The sequence below is a fragment of the Nocardia sp. TBRC8007 genome (assembly GCF_056629435.1).
This window is the reverse complement of record NZ_JBWSOR010000001.1, coordinates 375,383-395,234: the sequence shown is the minus strand read 5'-3', so window position 1 is coordinate 395,234 and position 19,852 is coordinate 375,383. Positions and strand designations below refer to the sequence as shown.

The window sequence follows — 19,852 nt, the reverse complement described above, 5'->3', positions numbered from 1 at the left end:
CTGGACCATAGGGATCCGGCACGACCAGCCGCTGGCTCGACAGACCGAGGCGGGCGCGGGGTGAGCGGGCTGCGGCTGGTGTTTTCCTGGCTCACAATACTGCCGATTCGCGGACCGGACGTCGTCGATCGCGCATCGGCAGGACCTGCGATCCGGTTGGCACCTTTGGTCGGTGCAGTGCTCGGGGCGGGCGCGGCGGGTCTGTTATGGGTCCTTGTTCACGTCGGCGCGAGTACCACGCTGGCCGGACTGCTTGTGGTCGGCGCGCTGGCGCTGGTCACCAGAGGCATGCATCTCGACGGGCTCGCCGACACCATGGACGGGCTCGGCAGCTACGGGCCGCCCGAACGGGCACGGCAGATCATGAAAAGCGGCGGTGCCGGACCGTTCGGCGTCGCGGGAATCGTATTCGCCATCGGAATACCAGCTGCATCGTTCGCCACCATGGCAGGCTCCGGCCAGTGGTTCGGGGTGGCGCTCTCCGTAATGACCGGCCGTGTCGCCACGGTACTCGCCTGCCGGGCGAATACCGCAGCCCCCGGCACCGGGTTCGGCGTTCTGGTCGCAGGCACACAATCGACGTTTGTCGCGGCGACCTGGACTTCGGTTACCGTCACTGTAGCAATCTGGGCTGCGCCGGATCTGCCGTGGCTCGGTCCGTTCGCTGTCGTCCTCGCCCTGGTCGCTGCGATGGTCCTGGTCAGCCACTGCACCCGCCGCTTCGGTGGGCTCTCCGGCGATGTGCTCGGCGCTGCGGTGGAGACGGCGGTGGCGCTGAGCGCGGCAGTGCTGTCTGTTTCCGGCCAGGCTTTCTCCAGCTGACCCGATCTTTCCGACATCCGCGCCAGTTTCTTCTCCACCGCACTGTTTCCGGCGACGAGCCTGTTCGGAGTGGGCCGGAGTCCGGGCCAAGGCTTGTTTCCTCCGGCCGCGATACCCGGAAGATCCCGGTAGGAGAATAGGGTGGGCGACATGTCTGAACGTCTGTATTTTCGCCAGCTGCTGTCGGGACGCGACTACGCCGTAGGCGATCCGATCGCGACACAGATGCGCAACTTCGCTTATCTGATCGGTGACCGGGAGACGGGCGAGTGCGTGGTGGTCGATCCGGCCTACGCGGCAGGTGACCTGATGAACATCGTCGAAGCAGAAGACCTGCGGCTCAGCGGCGTGCTCGCGACCCATCACCACCCCGACCACGTAGGTGGCACAATGCTCGGCTTCACCCTGGGAGGTGTGCGCGAACTCCTCGAAAAGACAGACGTACCCGTGCACGTCAACGCCGAAGAACTGCCGTGGGTAGCCGGCGTCACCGAAATCGCCGAGAGCCAACTGACCGGTCATGCGCACGGCGACAAGGTCGCCGTCGGCGCTTTCGATATCGAGTTACTCCACACGCCCGGACACACTCCTGGCAGCCAGTGCTTTCTGTTCGACAACCGGTTGATCGCAGGCGACACCTTATTCGTCGACGGCTGCGGACGCACCGACTTTCCTGGTGGTGATTCGGACGAAATGTTCCGCAGTTTACGCTACCTGGCCGGACTCACAGGCAATCCGGTCGTCTATCCAGGGCATTGGTATTCCGAAGAACCCAGCGCCGCGTTATCGGCTGTTCGGAACAAGAACTACGTCATGCGCCCGCAGACTCTGGAGCAGTGGCACATGCTCATGCCAGGCTGAGCCGCTTGCGCCGGATCACATCCGGCGCATCCACCCGTGGATATCGGCGAAGGTGCCGCGCTGGATTCCGGTCAGCGTGTCCCGCAAGGCCATAGTGATCGCCCCCGGCTCACCACCGCCGATAGTGAACTCACCCTCATCGGAACAGACCCAGCCGACCGGAGTGATCACCGCGGCGGTGCCGCAGGCGAAAACCTCGGTGATCTCACCATTTTCGGCGCCCTTGCGCCACTCTTCCACAGAAATCTTGCGCTCCTCGACCGGAAAACCGGAGTCGACGGCGAGGCTCAGCAGCGAGTCGCGGGTGATGCCGGGCAACAGGGAGCCGGACAGCTCGGGAGTGACCAAACGAGCCTCCGAGCCAGACCCGAAGACAAAGAACAAGTTGTTGGTGCCCATCTCCTCGACATAGCGGCGCTCACAAGCATCCAGCCACACCACCTGATCGCACCCCTTGCCCGAGGCTTCGGCCTGGGCCAGCAGTGATGCCGCGTAATTACCCGCCACTTTCGCCTCGCCGGTGCCGCCCGGCGCGGCGCGGGCATATTCGGTGGACAGCCAAACCCGCACCGGCTTCACCCCACGCGGAAAGTAGGCCCCCGCAGGTGAGCCGAGCAGCAGATACTTGTAGGACGCGGCGGGCTTCACACCCAGCCCAGCCTCGGTGGCGAACAGGAATGGCCGGAGATACAACGATTCCTCGCCACCCGCAGCGGGCACCCAGTCGCGGTCCGCCTCCAGCAGCTGCCGCACCGATTCGATGAACAACTCGTCCGGTAACTCGGCCATCGCCATCCGTCGGGCCGACCGGCGGAACCGCGCGGCATTGGCATCGATGCGGAAGCAGGAAATGCCGCCATCCCCCTGACGATAGGCTTTGAGCCCTTCGAAGATCGCCTGGCCGTAGTGGAACACCATTGTCGCTGGGTCCAACGCCAACGGAGCGTAGGGTTCCACCATCGCGTTCGTCCATGCTCCGTCGACGTAATCGATCGAGACCATGTGGTCGGTGAAGTGCCGCCCGAACCCCGGCTCCGCCAGTACCTCTTGTCGCCGCTGCACCGGAACGGGCGCAGGATGCGGAACACGGGTGAACTGTGCGGCAACGGTCATGCCGACGATCCTATCCACATTTCCCCCGGCCATCCGCCCACGGTCGACGCAGCCCTGGGCCTGCCTGGAAGCCGAACTGCGACACTTGCCCTGACCAGCCGCTACGGGTACTGAACGCTGAACACGTACGTACGTACCAGTTGCTACTTGGTGCTCGGCCGGACGAAAGGCGGACGCAGGACTTCACAGCGAAGCATGCGACCACGAACATCTACCTCGACCTCGGCACCGGGTTCGATGCCCGCCGAGGTATCGAGCAGGGCCAGCGCGATACCGAGCTCCAGGGTGGGCGAAAAGGTGCCGGAAGTGGTTTCGCCCACCACCACACCCGCATGGGACACCGCCTGACCCTGCCGGAGTACGCCTCGGTCGAGTGCTTTGAGTCCCAGCAGGATGCGACGTGGGCCTGCCGCCTTCTCCTGCTCCAGCGCGGCCTTACCCCAGAAATCCGGCTTCTTCCAGCCGACCGCCCAGCCACAGCGTGCCTGCACCGGCGAGATCTCCGGCGACAATTCGTGCCCATGTAGCGGATAGCCCATCTCAGTGCGCAAAGTGTCGCGAGCACCGAGCCCGGCAACCTGCCCCCCGGCGGCACGCACCTGCGCGACCAGGGCACGGAACAGCGGTTCGGCGTCGTCCCAACGCGGCAGCAGCTCGTATCCGTGCTCACCGGTATAGCCGGTGCGACATACCCGAACTCGACGACCGTCCCATGCGGCGTCGGCATAGGCCATGTACTCGAGGTCCGTAGGCAAGTCGAGTGCGGTCAGTACACCGGCAGAACGCGGACCTTGCACGGCGAACACGGCGTAGTCGCGGTGTTCGGTGGCGACGACCACGTCTTCGGGCGCGGCCGCGCGCAGTTGCGCGACGACCGCCGCGGTGTTGGCGGCATTAGGCACCAGAAAGATCTCGTCGTCACTCACATAGTAGGCGATGAGATCGTCGATCACTCCCCCCTCCGGCGTGCAGCACAGCGTGTATTGCGCCTTGCCGGGCCGGATCCTGGCGAGATCATTGGTGAGCGCCGAGTTCACGAAGACCGCGGCTCCCGGTCCGCGCACAGTGGCCTTGCCCAGGTGGCTGACATCGAACAGTCCGACCGCCGCGCGGACCGCCCGGTGCTCGGCCACGGTCCCCGCGTAGGAAACCGGCATCTCCCAGCCACCGAACGACGCGAAGGTGGCACCCAGCTCGGCGTGCACAGCATGAATGGGTCCTCGCAACAGGCTCGTCTCGATCACCAGCCGAGCTTATCGGGGCCGACCGGCAGCCACTATCTACTCACAGACATAGCGGAACTCCCGCTCGGCGGCGGCGCGGTGCGACACCGGGAAGCGACCGGTCAGTCCGACCGAATAGCCTGGGCCGATGACCGCTGTTGCAGATCGCTCGCTCGGACCGGAACTGGCATGCGCCGAGCACATCGACATAGACACCGATGTGCTCGTCATCGGGATGACCTCCTCGGAGGATGGTCCCGCCATCGTGCCCGAGAACCTGTTCAGCGAGGTACTCACCGCAGAGATCCGCGCGGAGTTGCTGAATCAGCTCGGCGCGGTGGGCGCGAAGGGCAAGGCCGAGGAGCTGAATCGGATTCCGGCCCCGGCCGGGCTGGATGGAGTATCCAGCGTGCTCGCCGTCGGCCTCGGCGCCCCCGACAAACTCGATGCCGAGCAGATTCGCCGTTCGGCAGGCGTGGCCGCTCGTGCACTCGCCGGCACGGCACTGGCGGTAACCACCCTGTCCGGCCTCGATCTGAGCGCCGCTGCGGAAGGCTTCTACCTGGGCGCCTACTCGTTCACGCCGTTCCGATCGGACAAATCCGCACCAAAACCCGACGAGCATCCGGTAGCCCGTGTCGAGTTGCTGGTGCCCGAACTCGAATTCAACGAAGCTGCGCTGTTACGCGCACAGCTCACTGCCGAAGCGGTAGCCACCGCACGGGATTTCGTGAACACCCCGCCCAGCCACTTGTTCCCCGCCGAGTTCGCCTCCCGCGCACAGGAGCTCGCCGAGACAGCCGGGCTCACCGTCGAACTGCTCGACGAGAAGGCACTGGAATCAGGCGGTTACGGCGGAATACTCGGGGTCGGCAAGGGGTCTTCCCGTCCACCACGCCTGATCCGGATCAGCTACACGGGAGGCCCGAAGAAAGTTGGGCTGGTCGGCAAGGGCGTCACCTTCGACACCGGCGGCATCTCCATCAAGCCCGCACAGAACATGGAGAACATGACCTCCGATATGGCGGGCGCAGCCGCCGTGGTCGCCACGACACTGCTCGCCGCTCGGCTGGGCTTGCCGCTCACCGTTACCGCCACAATTCCCATGGCCGAGAATATGCCGTCGGCTACTGCACAGCGTCCCGGCGACGTGCTCACCCAATACGGCGGCACCACTGTCGAAGTGATCAACACCGATGCCGAAGGCCGCCTGATCCTGGCCGATGCGATCGTGCGAGCGGTCGAGGACGAACCCGATTATCTCATCGATGTGGCGACACTGACCGGTGCGCAGATGGTCGCACTCGGCACCCGCACGCCTGGCGTAATGGGCACCGATGAATTCCGCGACCGAGTGGCCCGTATCTCACGCGAGGTCGGTGAGAACGGCTGGGCCATGCCACTTCCCAGCGAACTGCGAGCCGACCTGAAATCCAAGATCGCCGACCTGGCCAACGTCGCGCCGCATCGCTGGGGCGGCATGCTCTCGGCTGGGCTCTTCCTCGCGGAATTCGTCCCCGAAAACGTACAGTGGGCCCACCTCGATGTCGCCGGTCCGGCGTACAACACCGGCAGTCCATTCGGCTACATCGGCAAGGGCGGCACCGGCGTCCCGGTACGTACCCTGATCACCGTGCTGGAAGATATCGCCACGGAGTGATCCCGTACGGGGGCATCGCCCGTCTCGAGCGATGCCCCCGACCTAAAGATCGCGTAACTCCGCTTCGAACGCACGCCGCCGCTCTATCCGCTTGCGCGCATCGTAATCGCGCATCCGCTGCGGATACCCGGTTTTGCGCACGTCGTAGATCGGGATGCGCAAATCTTTGGCAAGCCGCTGCGCTCCCCGTTCCCCTACAATCCGGCGCGTCCATTCGCCGTCGGCGGCAATAAGAACTACTGTGACATCTGTCACAGTAGTTTTCGGTTCGACATAACCCTCGACGCCCACGTGCGCGCGTACCCACTCGAGTAGATAACGAGCCTCCTGCCTGCCTGGAGAACCCCCACGTAGCGTGTCGCCTGCTCGGGCCACACCACCACGGAAACGATCCAGCAATCCCACCGACGCCGACCTCCTTTCCAGCACCGGAGAATGTTCACCGCCGGTCTTCCCATACTGCCAGCTCCGTACAGTTCGCCGCCCTGCGCTACACGGCTTGCACGCGAGTGCAAGGATGGACTCCGGTACAAGAACCGCACGGATCTCCGGTGCCACGCAAGATTGTCGGTGGCTTCCGGACGAGCGTCGCGACCTGCGTCGGGCGTCCGCAGCGAGATCAACTGTTGTAGAACCCGTCGAGCAGTCAGAGGAGTCAACGGACATGGCCTTCTCAGTCCAGATGCCCGCTCTTGGTGAGAGCGTCACCGAGGGAACGGTGACCAGGTGGCTGAAGCAGGAAGGAGACACAGTCGCCGTCGACGAGCCGCTGCTCGAGGTCTCCACCGACAAAGTCGACACCGAGATCCCGTCCCCGGCGGCGGGTGTGGTGTCGAAAATCATCGCTAAAGAAGACGACGTGATCGAGGTCGGCGGCGAACTCGGTGTCATCAGCGAACCCGGCGAGACGGCGATCGATACTCCCGCACCCTCCCCGGAAGCCGCTGCCCCCGCGCAACAGGCGCCTGCCCCCGAACCACAGGCCACGCCTGTACCCGCACAGACCGTGCCGACATCTTCTGTCGAAGGCACCCCCGTGACCATGCCGGAACTCGGCGAGTCCGTCACCGAAGGCACCGTCACCCGCTGGCTGAAGTCGGTCGGTGACCAGGTCGCCATCGACGAGCCGCTACTCGAAGTCTCCACCGACAAGGTCGACACCGAGATCCCGTCCCCGGTCCAGGGCACCCTCCTGGAGATCACTGCACAGGAGGACGATGTCGTATCGGTCGGCGGACAGCTCGGCGTGATCGGCAGCGGTGCACCGGCAACCACACCAAGCCCGGCAACCACACCACCCCCGGCACCAGCCCCGAAGCTGGAACCGGCCGCTGCTGCACCTGCTCCCGCGCCGAAACCCGCACCGACGAAGGTCCCCGAGTCCGCACCCGCGCAAGCGACCGGATCCCCCAATGGCGCGACTCCCTACGTCACCCCACTGGTCCGGAGGCTGGCCGAGGAGAACAACATCGATCTGACCACGATCACCGGCTCTGGCGTGGGCGGACGGATTCGCAAGCAGGATGTACTCGCCGCCGCCGAGGCCAAGAAAGCACCGGCTCCGGCCCCGGCCCCGGCGGTCGCCACACAAACGAAAGCTGCCCCGGTCCAAGCTCCGGCGCAGCTGGCCCACCTGCGCGGGACTGTGCAAAAGGCCAACCGCATCCGCCAGATCACCGCGACCAAGACTCGCGAGTCGCTACAGACCACCGCGCAGCTGACCCAGGTGCACGAAGCTGATGTCACCAAGATCGCTACGCTGCGCAAGCAAGCCAAAGCGGCGTTCATCGAACGCGAGGGCGTCAACCTGACCTTCCTGCCGTTCTTCGCCAAGGCTGTCGTCGAGGCGCTCGGCGTGCACCCGAATGTCAACGCCAGTTATGACGAGTCCACCAAGGAGATCACCTATCACGCCTCGGTACATCTCGGCATCGCCGTCGACACCGAGCAAGGCCTGCTGTCCCCGGTGATCCACAATGCCAGTGACCTGTCCCTGGCCGGATTGGCACGCGCCATCGCCGATATCGCCGAGCGCGCCCGCACCGGTGGCCTCAAGCCCGACGAACTGGCCGGCGGCACCTTCACCATCACCAATATCGGCAGCCAGGGCGCGCTGTTCGACACTCCGATCCTGGTTCCGCCGCAGGCGGCGATGCTCGGCACGGGTGCGATCGTCAAGCGCCCGGTCGTGGTGACCGACGAGACCGGCAGCGAGTCCATCGGCGTTCGATCGATGTGCTACTTGCCGCTCACCTACGATCACCGTCTGATCGACGGCGCCGACGCCGGTCGCTTCCTGACCACGATCCGGCACCGGTTGGAGGAAGCCGCGTTCGAGGCCGATCTCGGTCTGTGAGGAAGGTACTGCGGCTCGTATGAAGGTCGTGATCGCCGGCTCGTCCGGATTGATCGGGACAGCGCTCGTCGCGGCCCTGCGCCGCGGCGGGCACGAGGTCGTCCGATTGGTACGTAGGAAGGCCGCGGGCCCCGACGAATTCGCCTGGCACCCCGCCCGTGCCCAGGTGGACAAGCGGGCTTTTCATAATGCCGACGCCGTGGTCAACCTCTGCGGTGTGAACATCGGTAGACGTCGCTGGACCGGAAGTTTCAAACAGGAACTACGCGACAGCCGGATAACCCCTACCGATGTGCTGGCCGACATGGTCGTCGCCACGGGTGTGCCGGTCCTGCTCAATGCCAGTGGCGTGCACTACTACGGCGGCGACGCCGGCGATCGGGTCGTGGACGAAACCTCTCCCGTGGGTTCGGGTTTCCTGGCTGCGCTGTGCCGCGACTGGGAGGCCGCCACCGAGCCCGCGGCAGAATCCGGTGCTCGCACTGTGCTGTTACGCAGCGCCGCCGTACTGTCTGGCTCCGGCGGCGTGCTCGGCATGCTGCAACCGCTGTACGCGCTCGGGTTGGGCGGTCGTCTCGGCAATGGACGCCAGTACGTGCCGTGGATTTCGATGGCCGACGAAGTCGGCGCGATCCTCTTCGCGCTCACCCATGACACCATCTCCGGACCGATCAATGTGGTAGGCCCGGCACCGGTCACCAATGCCGAATTCAACCGTGCCCTCGGTCGTGCGCTGCACCGGCCCGCTCCGCTCGCGATACCTGCGTTCGTGCTGCGCACGCTGACCGGTGAGATGGCGCAGGAAGTGCTCTTGCACGGCCCCAGAGCGATTCCCACAGCTCTGGAAAAGGCCGGGTACCAGTTCCAGCACCCCACACTCGGCGCCGCGCTGACGGCCACGGTGGGACATCCAGGAGACGGTCGATGAGTAACCGACTCGACACTGGGTCCACCACCGTCATCCGTGACGCGCATTCCGACGACCTGCCCGCGATCCTCACCATCCACAATACGAACATCGCTGCCTCCACTGCGATCTGGGACACCGAACCGGTCGGCTTGGACAACCGTGTCGCCTGGCTCCACGGCCGCAACAGCGAGGGCTTCCCCGTACTGATCGCCGAGATCCACGGCGAACCGGTGGGTTACGCCAGCTATGGTCCGTGGCGCACCAAGTCTGGATACCGCTACACCGTGGAGGATTCGGTCTATGTGGACGAACGCTTCCATCGTCGCGGTATCGCGAGAGCGCTGCTCGCCGAACTCATCGAGCGTGCACGGCGCGCGGGCACCGTGCACGCGATGATCGCCGCGATCGAATCGAGCAATACCGGCTCGATTCTGCTGCACGAATACTTCGGCTTCCACACCGTCGGCACGCTCCCCGAAGTAGGACACAAATTCGGGCACTGGATGGACCTGACCCTGATGCAACTGACCCTGCCCGTGAACATCACCGAGAGCACCGACCGCATCTGAGTCACTGTCGGCAGGGCGCTGGAACCGGTCATCGGGATGGGCGTAGCGTCGTGACCGTGAACAACACGCGCGCGACCTTGTCCGCACGATTCGATACGACCCCGATCGTGGTCGAGGATCTCGGACTCATCGACTATCACGCCGCCTGGGATCTGCAGCGCACCATCGCCGCCCAACGCGCGCAGGGCAATGGATCCGATCGCTTGCTCCTACTCGAGCACCCCTCGATATATACTGCGGGTCGCCGCACCGAGGCCACAGATCTGCCGATCGACGGCAGCCCCGTGATCCAGGTAGACCGTGGTGGCAAGATCACCTGGCACGGTCCGGGGCAGCTGGTCGGCTATCCGCTTGTGCGGCTGGCCGAGCCGATCGACGTCGTCGCCTACGTGCGCCGACTCGAGGAAGCACTGATCACCGTCTGCACCGCGCTCGGCCTCGACTGCGGCCGGGTGGAAGGCCGTTCCGGTGTCTGGTTACCCGCGACCGGACCATACGCCGAACGCAAGATCGCCGCGATCGGCGTACGCGTACAGCGTGGCGTCGCTTTGCACGGCATCTCACTCAACTGCAATTCCACCATGGACGGCTTCCAGGCCATCGTCCCATGCGGTATCAGCGACGCAGGCGTCACCACACTGACCCGCGAACTCGGCCGTGAAGTGACCGTCTCCGAACTCAAACCGTTGGCAGCCGAAGCCATCATCCGCGCCCTCGACGGTGATCTTCCGGTCACCGAGCACATCATCTCCCGCACGACCCAGGCAGACACTGCTCCACAACCGCCTGCAGCAACAGCGTAAGGTCGATCGAGTGACCTCAGTCGACACCCCGACACCGCACAACGAGGCAGCGGCAGAACCCGCTGCGGCACCATCTGGTTCCACCATGACTTCTCCAGCCGACACCCCTGTGGCCGACGCACGCGCCGCGAACGGCCGCAAACTCTTGCGTATCGAAGCCCGTAACGCGGAAACCCCGATCGAGCGCAAACCGAAATGGATCCGCACCCGCGCCACCATGGGCCCCGAATACTCCGAGCTCAAAGGCCTGGTGAAGCGCGAAGGCCTGCACACCGTCTGCGAAGAAGCAGGCTGCCCCAATATCTTCGAGTGCTGGGAAGACCGCGAGGCCACCTTCCTGATCGGCGGCGAACAGTGCACCCGCCGCTGCGACTTCTGCCAGATCGACACCGGCAAACCCGCCGCCCTCGACCGCGACGAACCCCGCCGCGTCGCCGAAAGCGTCCAGGCCATGGGCCTGCGCTACTCCACCATCACCGGCGTCGCCCGCGATGACCTGCCCGACGGCGGCGCCTGGCTCTATGCCGAAACCGTCCGCGCTATCAAGCATTCCAACCCCAATACCGGTGTGGAGCTGCTGATTCCCGACTTCAACGCCGTCCCAGGACAACTCGCCGAGGTCTTCTCCGCCCGCCCGGAAGTGCTGGCGCACAACCTGGAAACGGTGCCGCGCATCTTCAAGCGCATCCGCCCGGCCTTCCGCTACGAACGTTCACTCGCAGTGCTGACCGCCGCGCGCGAAGCCGGACTGGTCACCAAATCCAACCTCATCCTGGGTATGGGTGAGACCAAGGAGGAAGTCACCCAGGCCATGCGCGATCTGCACGAAGCCGGGTGCGACATCCTCACTATTACCCAGTATCTGCGCCCGTCCCCCCGACACCATCCGGTCGACCGGTGGGTGAAGCCGGAGGAATTCGTACAGCACTCGGCGATGGCCGAGGAAATCGGTTTCGCGGGTGTGATGGCTGGACCCCTGGTGCGCTCCTCCTACCGGGCCGGTCGGCTCTACGCCCAGGCCATGGCCCACCACGACCGCGAGATCGCGCCGGAACTGGCTCATCTCGCCGACGAGGGCACCGCTACTCAAGAGGCAGGCGCCGTTCTGGCCCGCTTCGGCAGCTGAAGCTCGGCCGATCGTCCGGAAGTTACACGCAGAACGCTGTCAGTGCACGTCAACTCTAGCTCGGGAGACAACTCGATCGAGAGGCTTCGCCCTGTGGGAACTGCGCACTGCCGAGACCGCTGAGCACGGCCGTTGGCTGTTCATCCGGTTCTTCACCGAGGCTGACCGGATCATTGTCGACCGTGCTTATGACTATTGGTCATCCCGGTACTCGCTAGACTCGTACTGCACCAACACGGCACCGACATGTCTTCACACTGGGCCACTCAGTAGGTATGCGCCGCCCTGGAGCCAGTCGGCGGCACCTTCGCGATCCGTCACACCCGGATCTTCCGATTCGCGGACGAGAGGCAACGCCCGGTGGGATGGTAGATGTACCGCAGGTGTCGGTAAGGGAGCGAGACGCATGGTGGACAAGACCAACGGAGCGCCCACGGGCAACGGCGCGATGACAGCGGATCGCCCCGAGCAGATCCGCAACGTGGTCCTGGTCGGCCACAGCGGATCGGGAAAGACCACCCTGGTCGAAGCCATGGCACTCACCGCACGGGCGGTGAACCGCGCCGGGCGGGTCGAGGACGGCACCTCATTGTCGGACTACGATGAGATCGAACACCGGCAACACCGCTCGGTGCAATTGTCGGTGGTGCCGGTGACCTGGGCGGGGAAGAAGATCAACTTACTGGACACGCCGGGGTACGCGGATTTCGTCGGGGAGCTGCGGGCTGGGCTGCGCGCGGCCGACGCGGCGCTGTTCGTGATCTCGGCAGCCGAGGGAGCGGCGGGAATCGCTGGAGCGACCAGGACGCTGTGGGAAGAGTGTGCCGCGGTCGGGATGCCCCGCGCGATCGTGCTTACCCATTTGGACACCGCCCGCGATGAATTCGACGTGATGACCGAGACCTGCCGAACTCTACTGGGCGGCGGATCTTCGGAAAACATTCTACCGCTACATCTTCCGGTATACGGTCCGAAGAGCCCGGACGGCCACCGGCCCGTCACCGGCATAGTGGAACTGCTGCCGCACTGCGTGGGCGACTATTCCTCCGGCGCGGAAATCCAGAGCGAACCCACGCCCGAGCAGCTGCCTGCGCTGGAAGAAGCACGTAACCGTCTCATCGAGGGCATCATTGCCGAGAGCGAAGACGAGACCCTGATGGAGCGCTACCTGGACGGCGAAGCAGTCAGCCTGACGACGCTACTGACCGACCTGAGACGGGCAGTCTCGCGCGGCAGCTTTCATCCAGTGCTGTTCGCCGCGCCCGCACCAGAAGGAGCCAAGCAAGGCTTGGGCACCGTCGAACTGCTCGAGCTCATCACCGACGGTTTTCCGACACCGGCGGAACACACCATCGCCGCAGCGAACAGCGCCGAACCGCACCCACTGCGCTGCGACCCGGACGGAGAGCTGGCCGCGGAGATCATCCGCACCGCGTCCGATCCATATGTCGGCCGGGTCTCGCTGGTCCGAGTCTTCTCCGGCACCCTGCATGCAGATGCCACAGTGCACATCAGCGGCCACGACTCAGCGGAAGGGGGTTATGACAGCCACGAGGTGGACGAGCGGATCGGTGCGATCACCGCGCCATTCGGCAAACAGCAACGTCCCCTGGGGCAGGTGATCGCCGGCGATATTGCCTATGTCACCAAGCTCACACACGCCGAGACCGGTGACACCTTGTCGTCCACCGGCAACCCCCTGCGGATCGAACCATGGCCGATGCCCGACCCCTTGCTGCCCGTTGCCATTCGCGCACACAGCAAAGCCGATGAGGACAAGCTCTCCCAGAGCCTGGCCCGTCTAGCCGCCGAAGATCCGGCCTTGCGCCTGGAACACAATGGTCAGACTCGTCAACTGGTGCTGTGGTGCCTCGGTGAGGCCCATCGCGACGTGGCTTTGGAGCGGTTGCGAACCCGCTTCAGCGTGCAGGTGGACGTGATCGACCACACGGTGGCATTGCGCGAGACATTCGCGAGCAAAGCCACCGGACGCGGCAGACATGTGAAGCAATCCGGCGGGCACGGACAGTACGCTGTATGCGAGATCGAGGTCGACCCGTTACCCGAAGGGTCCGGGATCGAGTTCGTAGACAAAGTGGTCGGCGGAGTTGTTCCGCGACAGTTCATACCGTCGGTAGAGAAGGGAGTCCGCGCTCAAGCGGCCCGCGGACTGACCGCCGGATATCCACTCGTCGACATCCGGGTCACCCTGTTCGACGGCAAAGCCCACTCCGTCGACTCCTCCGATGCCGCGTTCCAAACCGCCGGGGCGCTGGCACTCCGAGAGGCGGCGGCGACCGCAGGAATCAGAGTACTCGAGCCACTCGCCGAAGTATGGGTGGTGATCTCCGATGAATATGTCGGCCCGGTGCTGAGCGACCTGTCCAGTAGGCGCGGGCGCGTCCTCGGCACCGAACCACACGGCCCCGGCCGCACCAGGATCCACGCCGAAGTACCCGAACTCGAACTCAGCCGCTACGCCATCGACCTGCGCTCGATCTCGCACGGTACCGGGGACTTCACGCGCACGTACACGCGGCACGAGCCGATGCCCAACCAAATAGCCGCCACAGTACAGGGAACGAAAACCCGCGTATAGCGCGCAAAACGAGAACAGATCAACCCACACATCGACGTTCCGCACTTCGACAGTGCACGTTGCCGTGGCGATCCATCGGACACCCAAATGAGTATCCGGTTCAGCCGTATCGGCAACCATGAGCAGACGAAGGTCAGTTCGTTCGCCACTGAGGAGAAGGCACGATCAGCGGTGGCCGAGCAGATCGGCGAGAAGATTAGCAAAGGCTATGCGCCCGTGGTGCTGGGCGCACGCGCCAAGCGTTTGGTGACCCGACGGGCGATCAGCAGCAACCGCTCCACCGCGAAGTCCGCGCCTGTGCTGTGGAGTTCCGACGCCGCGGCCTTCGGCATCTTCGTCGACTCCGATCGTCAGAGCGGCATCACGGTGATCGATCATGAAGAAGAAGTCACTGTAGAGCCGTCACAACACCGGAAACTCGGGGCGGATGGTACGCATCGATGCGAGCGGCGTCTATCACGGGCACTCCGCCGGAGCCACCGCCTGTGGCCTGTCCCCAGCGAATGGACCGCTTGATGTGGTCCAGTCATCGGGGACCGGCCAGTCTGCCGAACCAGGATCTACGGAATTATCTCACGTCGCTGCTGATCGCGAACGGCGCGAACATCAAGGTCGTTCAGGCGCGTATGGGGCACGCGAATGCCAAGAAATCCCTCGACACCTACGGCCATCTGTGGCCGGGTACAGACGAGTCCACCCGCCAGATGATCACGGCTGTGATCACTGAGCGGGTGGACCCGAATCCGTCTACTGCGTACCGAAGGCCCGAATCGGGCCTGAACACGCAGGTCAGGCCTACACGTCGAAGTAGAGCTCGGACTACCTACCCGGCGTTTGTTGTCGCGGGCGAGATTGGGTGTGTGCCTCCCACCTGCTCATTCGCTATTGGCTGTGTTGGTTGAAGCGCACAGTTTTCGACCCTGCTGCGTACTCTCTGCGTACCGCGCGAGTTACGGCACGAGGAGCAGTCGACCGGCCTTGGACTGGACAATGGAGAAGTGTTTGCGGTCCAGCGTGGCAACGGCGGTGACCGGGAATCGTTCGGCCACGGCCACGACGGAGGCGTCCACCGTGCCGAGCGGCAGATCGGCGTACTTGTCCAAGAGTTCACAGATCCGCACGAGGTCAGCGGATGTCATCTCCACGACCGTGAACAGCCCGCTGGCCACATCCCGAACGAACTTCAGCTCGGTAGCGGTGCCACGGCGGCTTTCCAGCAAGAGGCATACCTCGGTGAACACGGGTGCGGGCACGAGCAGCGGACCGGGAGCGTTCTCGAGCAGATCCCGGCAGACCACATGCAGATTGTCACGGTTGTTCATCAGGGCCACGAGCGGCCCCGTGTCGACAACGATCACTCAGCCGTGCCCCGGTCGAGTTCTTCCCGAACGATCTCCTTCGCCCGTTCCGCGAGATCAGGCTCCCCGCTGAAGGTACCTGTGCAGCTGAACTGACGGCGAGCCGTGGGCCGCACCAACTGACGTAGGAACGCCGTCGCAGCTTGCACCTGATCGTCGGGCACGGCTTCAGCCAGCCGAACGAGTTCCTCATGAGTGGCGCGCATGCTGACCAGTGTAGTTCCGCCGAACCTCCACCGCAGACCGCCGCGTCGGCGGGTTCTTCTGCCCCTGGGTGGAGGCTACCACCCCAGGGGACTTACCCGCCTTGGCGTCACTGCTGATCGCGAACGGCGCGAACATCAAGGTCGTCCAGGCGCGTATGAGGCACGCGAATGCCAAGAAATCCCTCGACACCTACGGCCATCTGTGGCCGGATACAGACGAGTCCACCCGCCAGATGATCACGGCTGTGATCACTGAGCGGGTGGACTCGAATCCGTCTACTGCGTACCGAAGGCCCGAATCGGGCCTGAACACGCAGGTCAGGCCTACACGTCGAAGTAGAGTTCGAACTCGTACGGATGCGGACGCAGGTTCACCGGAGCGATCTCATTTTCACGCTTGAGGGTGATCCAAGTCTCGATCAGGTCCTCGGTGAAGACATTGCCTTCGGTGAGGTAGTCGTGGTCCTGTTCGAGCCGGTCGATGACCGAGGCCAGGTTGGTCGGGGCCTGCGGGATGTTCTTGGCCTCCTCCGGCGGAAGCTCGTAGAGGTCCTTGTCGACCGGGGCCAGCGGCTCGATCTTCTTCTTGATGCCATCCAGGCCCGCCATCATCATGGCGGCGAAGGCCAGGTAGGGGTTACCCGAAGAGTCCGGCGCGCGGAACTCGAGGCGCTTAGCCTTCGGGTTGTTGCCGGTGACGGGGATGCGAACGGCGGCAGAGCGGTTGCGCTGCGAGTACACCAGGTTGATCGGGGCCTCGTAGCCGGGGACCAATCGGTGGTAGGAGTTCACCGTCGGGTTGGTGAAGGCCAGCAGCGACGACGCATGATGCAGGATACCGCCGATATAGTGGCGGGCCAGGTCCGACAGGCCGCCGTAGCCTGCCTCGTCGTGGAACAGCGGCTTGCCGTCCTTCCACAGCGACTGGTGCACGTGCATGCCCGAGCCGTTGTCACCGAAGAGCGGCTTCGGCATGAAGGTAACAGTCTTGCCTTCGGTCCAGGCGGTGTTCTTGACGATGTATTTGAACAACTGCAGGTCGTCGGCCGCGGCGAGCAGGGTGTTGAACTTATAGTTGATCTCGGCCTGACCGGCAGTGCCGACCTCATGGTGGCCGCGCTCCAGCTCGAAGCCGGAGTTCTGCAGGTTGGTGGAGATCTTGTCGCGCAGGTCGACATAGTGGTCGTACGGCGCGACCGGGAAATAGCCGCCTTTGTTGCGAACCTTGTAGCCGCGGTTGCGGGTGCCGTCCGGGTTGAACTCCGCGCCGGTGTTCCAGGAGCCCGAGACCGACTCGATCTCGTAGAAGGCACCGTTCATAGCCGAGTCGTAGCGGATCGAGTCGAAGATGTAGAACTCCGCCTCGGGGCCGAAGTAGGCGGTGTCGGCGATACCGGTCGAACGCAGGTACTCCTCCGCCTTGCGCGCGACGTTACGCGGGTCGCGGCTGTAGGCCTCCCTGGTGAACGGATCATGCACGAAGAAGTTCAGATTCAGCGTCTTGGCAGCGCGAAACGGGTCGACGCGCGCGGTACTGAAATCGGGCAGCAGGAGCATGTCCGATTCGTCGATGGACTGGAACCCACGAACGGAGGAACCATCGAACGCCAGCCCGTCCTCGGCGAGGTCGGTGGTGAATGCCTTCGCCGGAATGGAGAAGTGCTGCTGCACACCGGGAAGGTCGCTGAACCGGATATCGACGTATTCGATGTCCTCGTCAGCGATGTACTTGATGACCTCGTCGGCCGTGCTGAACGTCACTTGTTCTCCTTACGGATCGGTTCCCAGCCAGTGTCGATTGCATGGGCTCGTCGCGACCAGACGCTATGGATTCCGTGTTTCCCCGCAGTCAAGGCCGTGTTTCGCCAGTGTTACACGTAAGCTTGCCCGGTGGCGGTGACCTCCGAGCTCGAACAAAGCATGGTAGCTCTGCCAGAGTAGCCACGCCCGGTGGCCACATTCCGCTACCACCTCCGGGCCTGACCGCTCATGCGGTGTCGGATATCTCGCATGAGCGGGGCCCTGCGTCGGCCACACTCCACTACCACCTCCGGGCCTGACCGCTCATGCGGTGTCGGATATCTCGCATGAGCGGGGCCCTGCGTCGGCCACACTCCACTACCACCTCCAGGCCTGACCGCTCATGCGGTGTCAGAGGGCCTGCCCAGCCCGCTTATCCTGAGATGCATGGCGCGTATCACCGGTTCCTGGCTTTCTGGACCTCCGACGGATTCCGGTGATTCGGCGATCCCCGGTTACCCCGGAGAACAACTCGGACTGCCGAAAAACGGAGCGGGATCTCTTGCCGGAATGGGGCGCCGGATCGCTGCTCTGTTCGTGGACTGGATGATAGCGGTCGGCATTGCGGCGTTTATCACGCGCAGCGGTTCAGCATCGAGCCTGACCCTGCTGATCTGGTTCGTCATCGGCGTCGGTGCGGTGGCACTGTTCGGTTTCACGCCTGGCCAGTACTTCCTGCGGTTGCGAACAGTCCGCATCGACGCGCCCACATCTGTCGGCTTCATCCGGGCGCTGGCCAGGCAGATGCTACTGATCTTCGTCGCGCCTGCGCTGTTCACCGACGCCGATGGGCGCGGTATGCACGACCGGGCCACCGGGACGGCGCTGGTGAATTCGCGCTGAGCAACCAGCTCCGCCCGCCGAAATCCACCATCGCGCTCATCGTCTACCACCCGCTCGTCCACGACTGGATCAGTTGGCTACTCACTCAGAACCGAAGCACTGGCACAACACGAGCGCTCCCGTGCCCGAAAAGGCACGGACCGCTCACTGTCGTCGGTCAACGCCGACGAATGGTCCGCTGCACGCCACGCATCTTGGCACCCGCAGGCATGGGTCCCTTCGGCAGCGCGGGCCCGCTGCGCGCGCTCAGCGCGGACAACCTGCCTTCGATGAGGTCCATCCGCTTGGTGTCGATATTGCGAGGCAATTTGGTCAGATATCGCTGCAAGTCCTTGAGCGGAACCTGCCCCTCGTCGTTGCCGATGACGACATCGTAGATCGGAGTATCGCCGATCAGTCGGGCGGTGCGCTTCTTCTCCTGGGCCAAAAGCGATTTCACCCGCTGCGGCGAACCCTCGGCGACCAGCACCACGCCGGGCAGGCCGATCGCCCGATGCACAGCGTCCAGCTGTGTCGTCGCGGCAATGCCATTGCTCACCCGCCATTTCCCCTGCAGATTGTCCAGCACCCAAGCCGCGGCGCCCGCCTGTCCCTCGGCTTTGCGGTAGACGCTCTTCTGCACACGACGACCGAAAATGATGAATGCGATCAGCGCACCGAGCACCACGCCCAACGGCACGAGAAACCAGGTCAGCCCGAAGATCATGCCGATGAGGACGAAGACGGCGACACTGCCTGCCAAGGCCCCGATCATCAGCGGCAGCAGCAGCTTGTCTTCCTTGCGCTGCATCTGGAACGCCTGCCACAGTTGCCTGCGACGTTCTCTCGACTGCTGCTTGCGAGCCGCTTTCGCCGCGGCCTTCGCTTCCTTGGTGGGCTTGCCTGCTGCCATGCCTCTCAGAATAGTGCCCAGGTAGTGACGCCTTTGCCATGGGACGGCGGGCGCGATCACGGTCGGCCGCGGCGCGCGATCGAGCCGAGTGCAGTGAGATCCATATCACCGGATGCCTCGGTCCAGCCCATAGCGCGCAGCTCTACCGGGGTAGTCACCCCGAGCGCGTCGCGCAGACCGACAGCGACCGAGTAGGCGAAATCGAGCAGGTTGTTCGAGTCGATCGGCCAGAACAAAGTCCTGGTCCAGTTCCCGGCGCTCTGCCACGACACCGGCTCCTGCCAGCCGAGTGTGCGCAACTCTTGCGCGGCGGCCTGCGATATCGATCGACTCGAATACTGTTCTCCGGCCAGCTCGGCGGACAATTTGATGTCGTACTGGACGAATTGCACATAGCGATGGCCGGGAGCGGCGATGATCAGCGTCGCACGTGAGGGCAATTCCGCGAGGCAGTGCGCCAACGCTCGCACGAATCCTCCCCAGTCCGCGGTTACCGACTCGCTCATTCTTCCCCCCGATATTCACACTAGTGCTCGATCATACGCCGGTATCGTGATCGGAAGGCGCAGTCGACTGATTCCGGCGGGGTCGTCGAAGCGGAGTACGCGTTACCGACGTAATCGACCACGTGTAGGCACACTCCCTGATCTCCGCACCGGTCGCCGTCACCGTGGTCGATGTCACTGTTGCCTCAGTCGATATCGAATGCCT

At 64.3% G+C, this 19,852-nt stretch carries 19 protein-coding genes; 11 read left to right on the top strand and 8 right to left on the bottom strand.

Annotated elements, in window-relative coordinates; all coding sequences use genetic code 11:
• Positions 1 to 60 precede the first annotated feature (60 nt).
• Positions 61 to 822 (top strand): adenosylcobinamide-GDP ribazoletransferase, encoded by a 762-nt coding sequence (locus tag ACX4ZE_RS01720; protein ID WP_480271453.1) that lies wholly within the window; start codon positions 61 to 63, stop codon positions 820 to 822.
• A 150-nt stretch (positions 823 to 972) separates the two neighbouring features.
• Positions 973 to 1,683 carry an MBL fold metallo-hydrolase gene (locus tag ACX4ZE_RS01715; RefSeq protein WP_480271452.1) on the top strand — a complete coding sequence of 237 codons (711 nt, stop codon included), beginning with the start codon at positions 973 to 975 and terminating at the stop codon, positions 1,681 to 1,683.
• Between the two features lie 15 nt (positions 1,684 to 1,698).
• Here ACX4ZE_RS01715 and ACX4ZE_RS01710 read toward each other — a convergent pair whose 3' ends face one another.
• Together ACX4ZE_RS01710 and gcvT are read right to left on the bottom strand one after the other, a co-directional pair.
• Positions 1,699 to 2,796 (bottom strand): branched-chain amino acid aminotransferase, encoded by a 1,098-nt coding sequence (locus ACX4ZE_RS01710; protein ID WP_480271451.1) that lies wholly within the window; start codon positions 2,794 to 2,796, stop codon positions 1,699 to 1,701.
• 143 nt (positions 2,797 to 2,939) lie between these two features.
• Positions 2,940 to 4,040, bottom strand: a complete 1,101-nt coding sequence (gene gcvT / locus ACX4ZE_RS01705) for a glycine cleavage system aminomethyltransferase GcvT (protein ID WP_480271450.1) — start codon at positions 4,038 to 4,040, stop codon at positions 2,940 to 2,942.
• Positions 4,041 to 4,167: 127 nt separating this feature from the next.
• On the opposite strand from gcvT, the gene ACX4ZE_RS01700 reads away from it, so the two are divergent.
• Positions 4,168 to 5,679 (top strand): leucyl aminopeptidase, encoded by a 1,512-nt coding sequence (locus tag ACX4ZE_RS01700; RefSeq protein ID WP_480271449.1) that lies wholly within the window; start codon positions 4,168 to 4,170, stop codon positions 5,677 to 5,679.
• Between the two features lie 42 nt (positions 5,680 to 5,721).
• On the opposite strand, the gene ACX4ZE_RS01695 is transcribed toward ACX4ZE_RS01700, so the two are convergent.
• A complete protein-coding gene (locus ACX4ZE_RS01695; RefSeq protein WP_480271448.1) occupies positions 5,722 to 6,084 on the bottom strand; it encodes an oxidoreductase in 363 nt (120 codons plus the stop codon).
• Between the two features lie 259 nt (positions 6,085 to 6,343).
• Between ACX4ZE_RS01695 and sucB the strand changes: the two genes are divergently transcribed.
• The 7 genes from sucB (at position 6,344) to ACX4ZE_RS01660 (ending at position 14,558) form a co-directional block, all read left to right on the top strand.
• A complete protein-coding gene (gene sucB / locus ACX4ZE_RS01690) occupies positions 6,344 to 8,035 on the top strand; it encodes a 2-oxoglutarate dehydrogenase, E2 component, dihydrolipoamide succinyltransferase (protein WP_480271447.1) in 1,692 nt (563 codons plus the stop codon).
• A 19-nt stretch (positions 8,036 to 8,054) separates the two neighbouring features.
• Positions 8,055 to 8,963, top strand: a complete 909-nt coding sequence (locus tag ACX4ZE_RS01685; RefSeq protein ID WP_480271446.1) for a TIGR01777 family oxidoreductase — start codon at positions 8,055 to 8,057, stop codon at positions 8,961 to 8,963.
• A complete protein-coding gene (locus ACX4ZE_RS01680) occupies positions 8,960 to 9,514 on the top strand; it encodes an N-acetyltransferase family protein (RefSeq protein ID WP_480271445.1) in 555 nt (184 codons plus the stop codon). Before ACX4ZE_RS01685 ends, ACX4ZE_RS01680 begins: the two co-directional genes overlap by 4 nt.
• 56 nt (positions 9,515 to 9,570) lie before the next feature.
• Complete coding sequence (gene lipB, locus ACX4ZE_RS01675; RefSeq protein ID WP_480271444.1) at positions 9,571 to 10,317, top strand: lipoyl(octanoyl) transferase LipB; 747 nt, start codon at positions 9,571 to 9,573, stop codon at positions 10,315 to 10,317.
• A gap of 85 nt (positions 10,318 to 10,402) precedes the next feature.
• Positions 10,403 to 11,443, top strand: a complete 1,041-nt coding sequence (lipA, locus tag ACX4ZE_RS01670; RefSeq protein WP_480271643.1) for a lipoyl synthase — start codon at positions 10,403 to 10,405, stop codon at positions 11,441 to 11,443.
• Positions 11,444 to 11,849: 406 nt separating this feature from the next.
• On the top strand, positions 11,850 to 14,042 hold the full coding sequence (locus ACX4ZE_RS01665) for an elongation factor G-like protein EF-G2 (protein WP_480271443.1): 2,193 nt from the start codon (positions 11,850 to 11,852) through the stop codon (positions 14,040 to 14,042).
• Positions 14,043 to 14,129: 87 nt separating this feature from the next.
• Positions 14,130 to 14,558, top strand: coding sequence for a WGR domain-containing protein (locus ACX4ZE_RS01660; RefSeq protein WP_480271442.1), 429 nt, complete (start codon positions 14,130 to 14,132; stop codon positions 14,556 to 14,558).
• Between the two features lie 434 nt (positions 14,559 to 14,992).
• Here the strand turns inward: ACX4ZE_RS01660 and ACX4ZE_RS01655 are convergent, their stop codons facing one another.
• The 3 genes from ACX4ZE_RS01655 to glnA form a co-directional block, all read right to left on the bottom strand.
• Positions 14,993 to 15,400 (bottom strand): type II toxin-antitoxin system VapC family toxin, encoded by a 408-nt coding sequence (locus tag ACX4ZE_RS01655; RefSeq protein ID WP_480271441.1) that lies wholly within the window; start codon positions 15,398 to 15,400, stop codon positions 14,993 to 14,995.
• Positions 15,397 to 15,606, bottom strand: a complete 210-nt coding sequence (locus ACX4ZE_RS01650; protein WP_445092959.1) for a hypothetical protein — start codon at positions 15,604 to 15,606, stop codon at positions 15,397 to 15,399. Before ACX4ZE_RS01650 ends, ACX4ZE_RS01655 begins: the two co-directional genes overlap by 4 nt.
• Before the next feature lie 324 nt (positions 15,607 to 15,930).
• Positions 15,931 to 17,367 carry a type I glutamate--ammonia ligase gene (glnA, locus tag ACX4ZE_RS01645; protein ID WP_480271440.1) on the bottom strand — a complete coding sequence of 479 codons (1,437 nt, stop codon included), beginning with the start codon at positions 17,365 to 17,367 and terminating at the stop codon, positions 15,931 to 15,933.
• Between the two features lie 426 nt (positions 17,368 to 17,793).
• On the opposite strand from glnA, the gene ACX4ZE_RS01640 reads away from it, so the two are divergent.
• The gene (locus ACX4ZE_RS01640) at positions 17,794 to 18,249 is read left to right on the top strand and encodes an RDD family protein (protein WP_480271439.1); all 456 of its coding nucleotides are present in this window, start codon (positions 17,794 to 17,796) and stop codon (positions 18,247 to 18,249) included.
• A 157-nt stretch (positions 18,250 to 18,406) separates the two neighbouring features.
• Here the strand turns inward: ACX4ZE_RS01640 and ACX4ZE_RS01635 are convergent, their stop codons facing one another.
• Together ACX4ZE_RS01635 and ACX4ZE_RS01630 are read right to left on the bottom strand one after the other, a co-directional pair.
• Entirely contained in the window at positions 18,407 to 19,141 is a 735-nt protein-coding gene (locus tag ACX4ZE_RS01635) for a DUF4191 domain-containing protein (RefSeq protein WP_480271438.1), read from the bottom strand.
• A gap of 56 nt (positions 19,142 to 19,197) precedes the next feature.
• Positions 19,198 to 19,647, bottom strand: coding sequence for a TY-Chap domain-containing protein (locus tag ACX4ZE_RS01630; protein WP_480271437.1), 450 nt, complete (start codon positions 19,645 to 19,647; stop codon positions 19,198 to 19,200).
• Positions 19,648 to 19,852: the final 205 nt, after the last annotated feature.

What these genes read in the sequence shown, in the direction of transcription:
- ACX4ZE_RS01715 (WP_480271452.1), top strand. Translation starts at nt 973, where the DNA reads ATGTCTGAACGTCTGTATTTTCGCCAGCTGCTGTCGGGACGCGACTAC.
- ACX4ZE_RS01710 (WP_480271451.1), bottom strand. Translation starts at nt 2,796, where the DNA reads ATGACCGTTGCCGCACAGTTCACCCGTGTTCCGCATCCTGCGCCCGTT.
- ACX4ZE_RS01700 (WP_480271449.1), top strand. Translation starts at nt 4,168, where the DNA reads ATGACCGCTGTTGCAGATCGCTCGCTCGGACCGGAACTGGCATGCGCC.
- sucB (WP_480271447.1), top strand. Translation starts at nt 6,344, where the DNA reads ATGGCCTTCTCAGTCCAGATGCCCGCTCTTGGTGAGAGCGTCACCGAG.
- ACX4ZE_RS01685 (WP_480271446.1), top strand. Translation starts at nt 8,055, where the DNA reads ATGAAGGTCGTGATCGCCGGCTCGTCCGGATTGATCGGGACAGCGCTC.
- ACX4ZE_RS01680 (WP_480271445.1), top strand. Translation starts at nt 8,960, where the DNA reads ATGAGTAACCGACTCGACACTGGGTCCACCACCGTCATCCGTGACGCG.
- lipA (WP_480271643.1), top strand. Translation starts at nt 10,403, where the DNA reads ATGACTTCTCCAGCCGACACCCCTGTGGCCGACGCACGCGCCGCGAAC.
- ACX4ZE_RS01665 (WP_480271443.1), top strand. Translation starts at nt 11,850, where the DNA reads ATGGTGGACAAGACCAACGGAGCGCCCACGGGCAACGGCGCGATGACA.
- ACX4ZE_RS01660 (WP_480271442.1), top strand. Translation starts at nt 14,130, where the DNA reads ATGAGTATCCGGTTCAGCCGTATCGGCAACCATGAGCAGACGAAGGTC.
- ACX4ZE_RS01650 (WP_445092959.1), bottom strand. Translation starts at nt 15,606, where the DNA reads ATGCGCGCCACTCATGAGGAACTCGTTCGGCTGGCTGAAGCCGTGCCC.
- ACX4ZE_RS01640 (WP_480271439.1), top strand. Translation starts at nt 17,794, where the DNA reads ATGGCGCGTATCACCGGTTCCTGGCTTTCTGGACCTCCGACGGATTCC.
- ACX4ZE_RS01635 (WP_480271438.1), bottom strand. Translation starts at nt 19,141, where the DNA reads ATGGCAGCAGGCAAGCCCACCAAGGAAGCGAAGGCCGCGGCGAAAGCG.
- ACX4ZE_RS01630 (WP_480271437.1), bottom strand. Translation starts at nt 19,647, where the DNA reads ATGAGCGAGTCGGTAACCGCGGACTGGGGAGGATTCGTGCGAGCGTTG.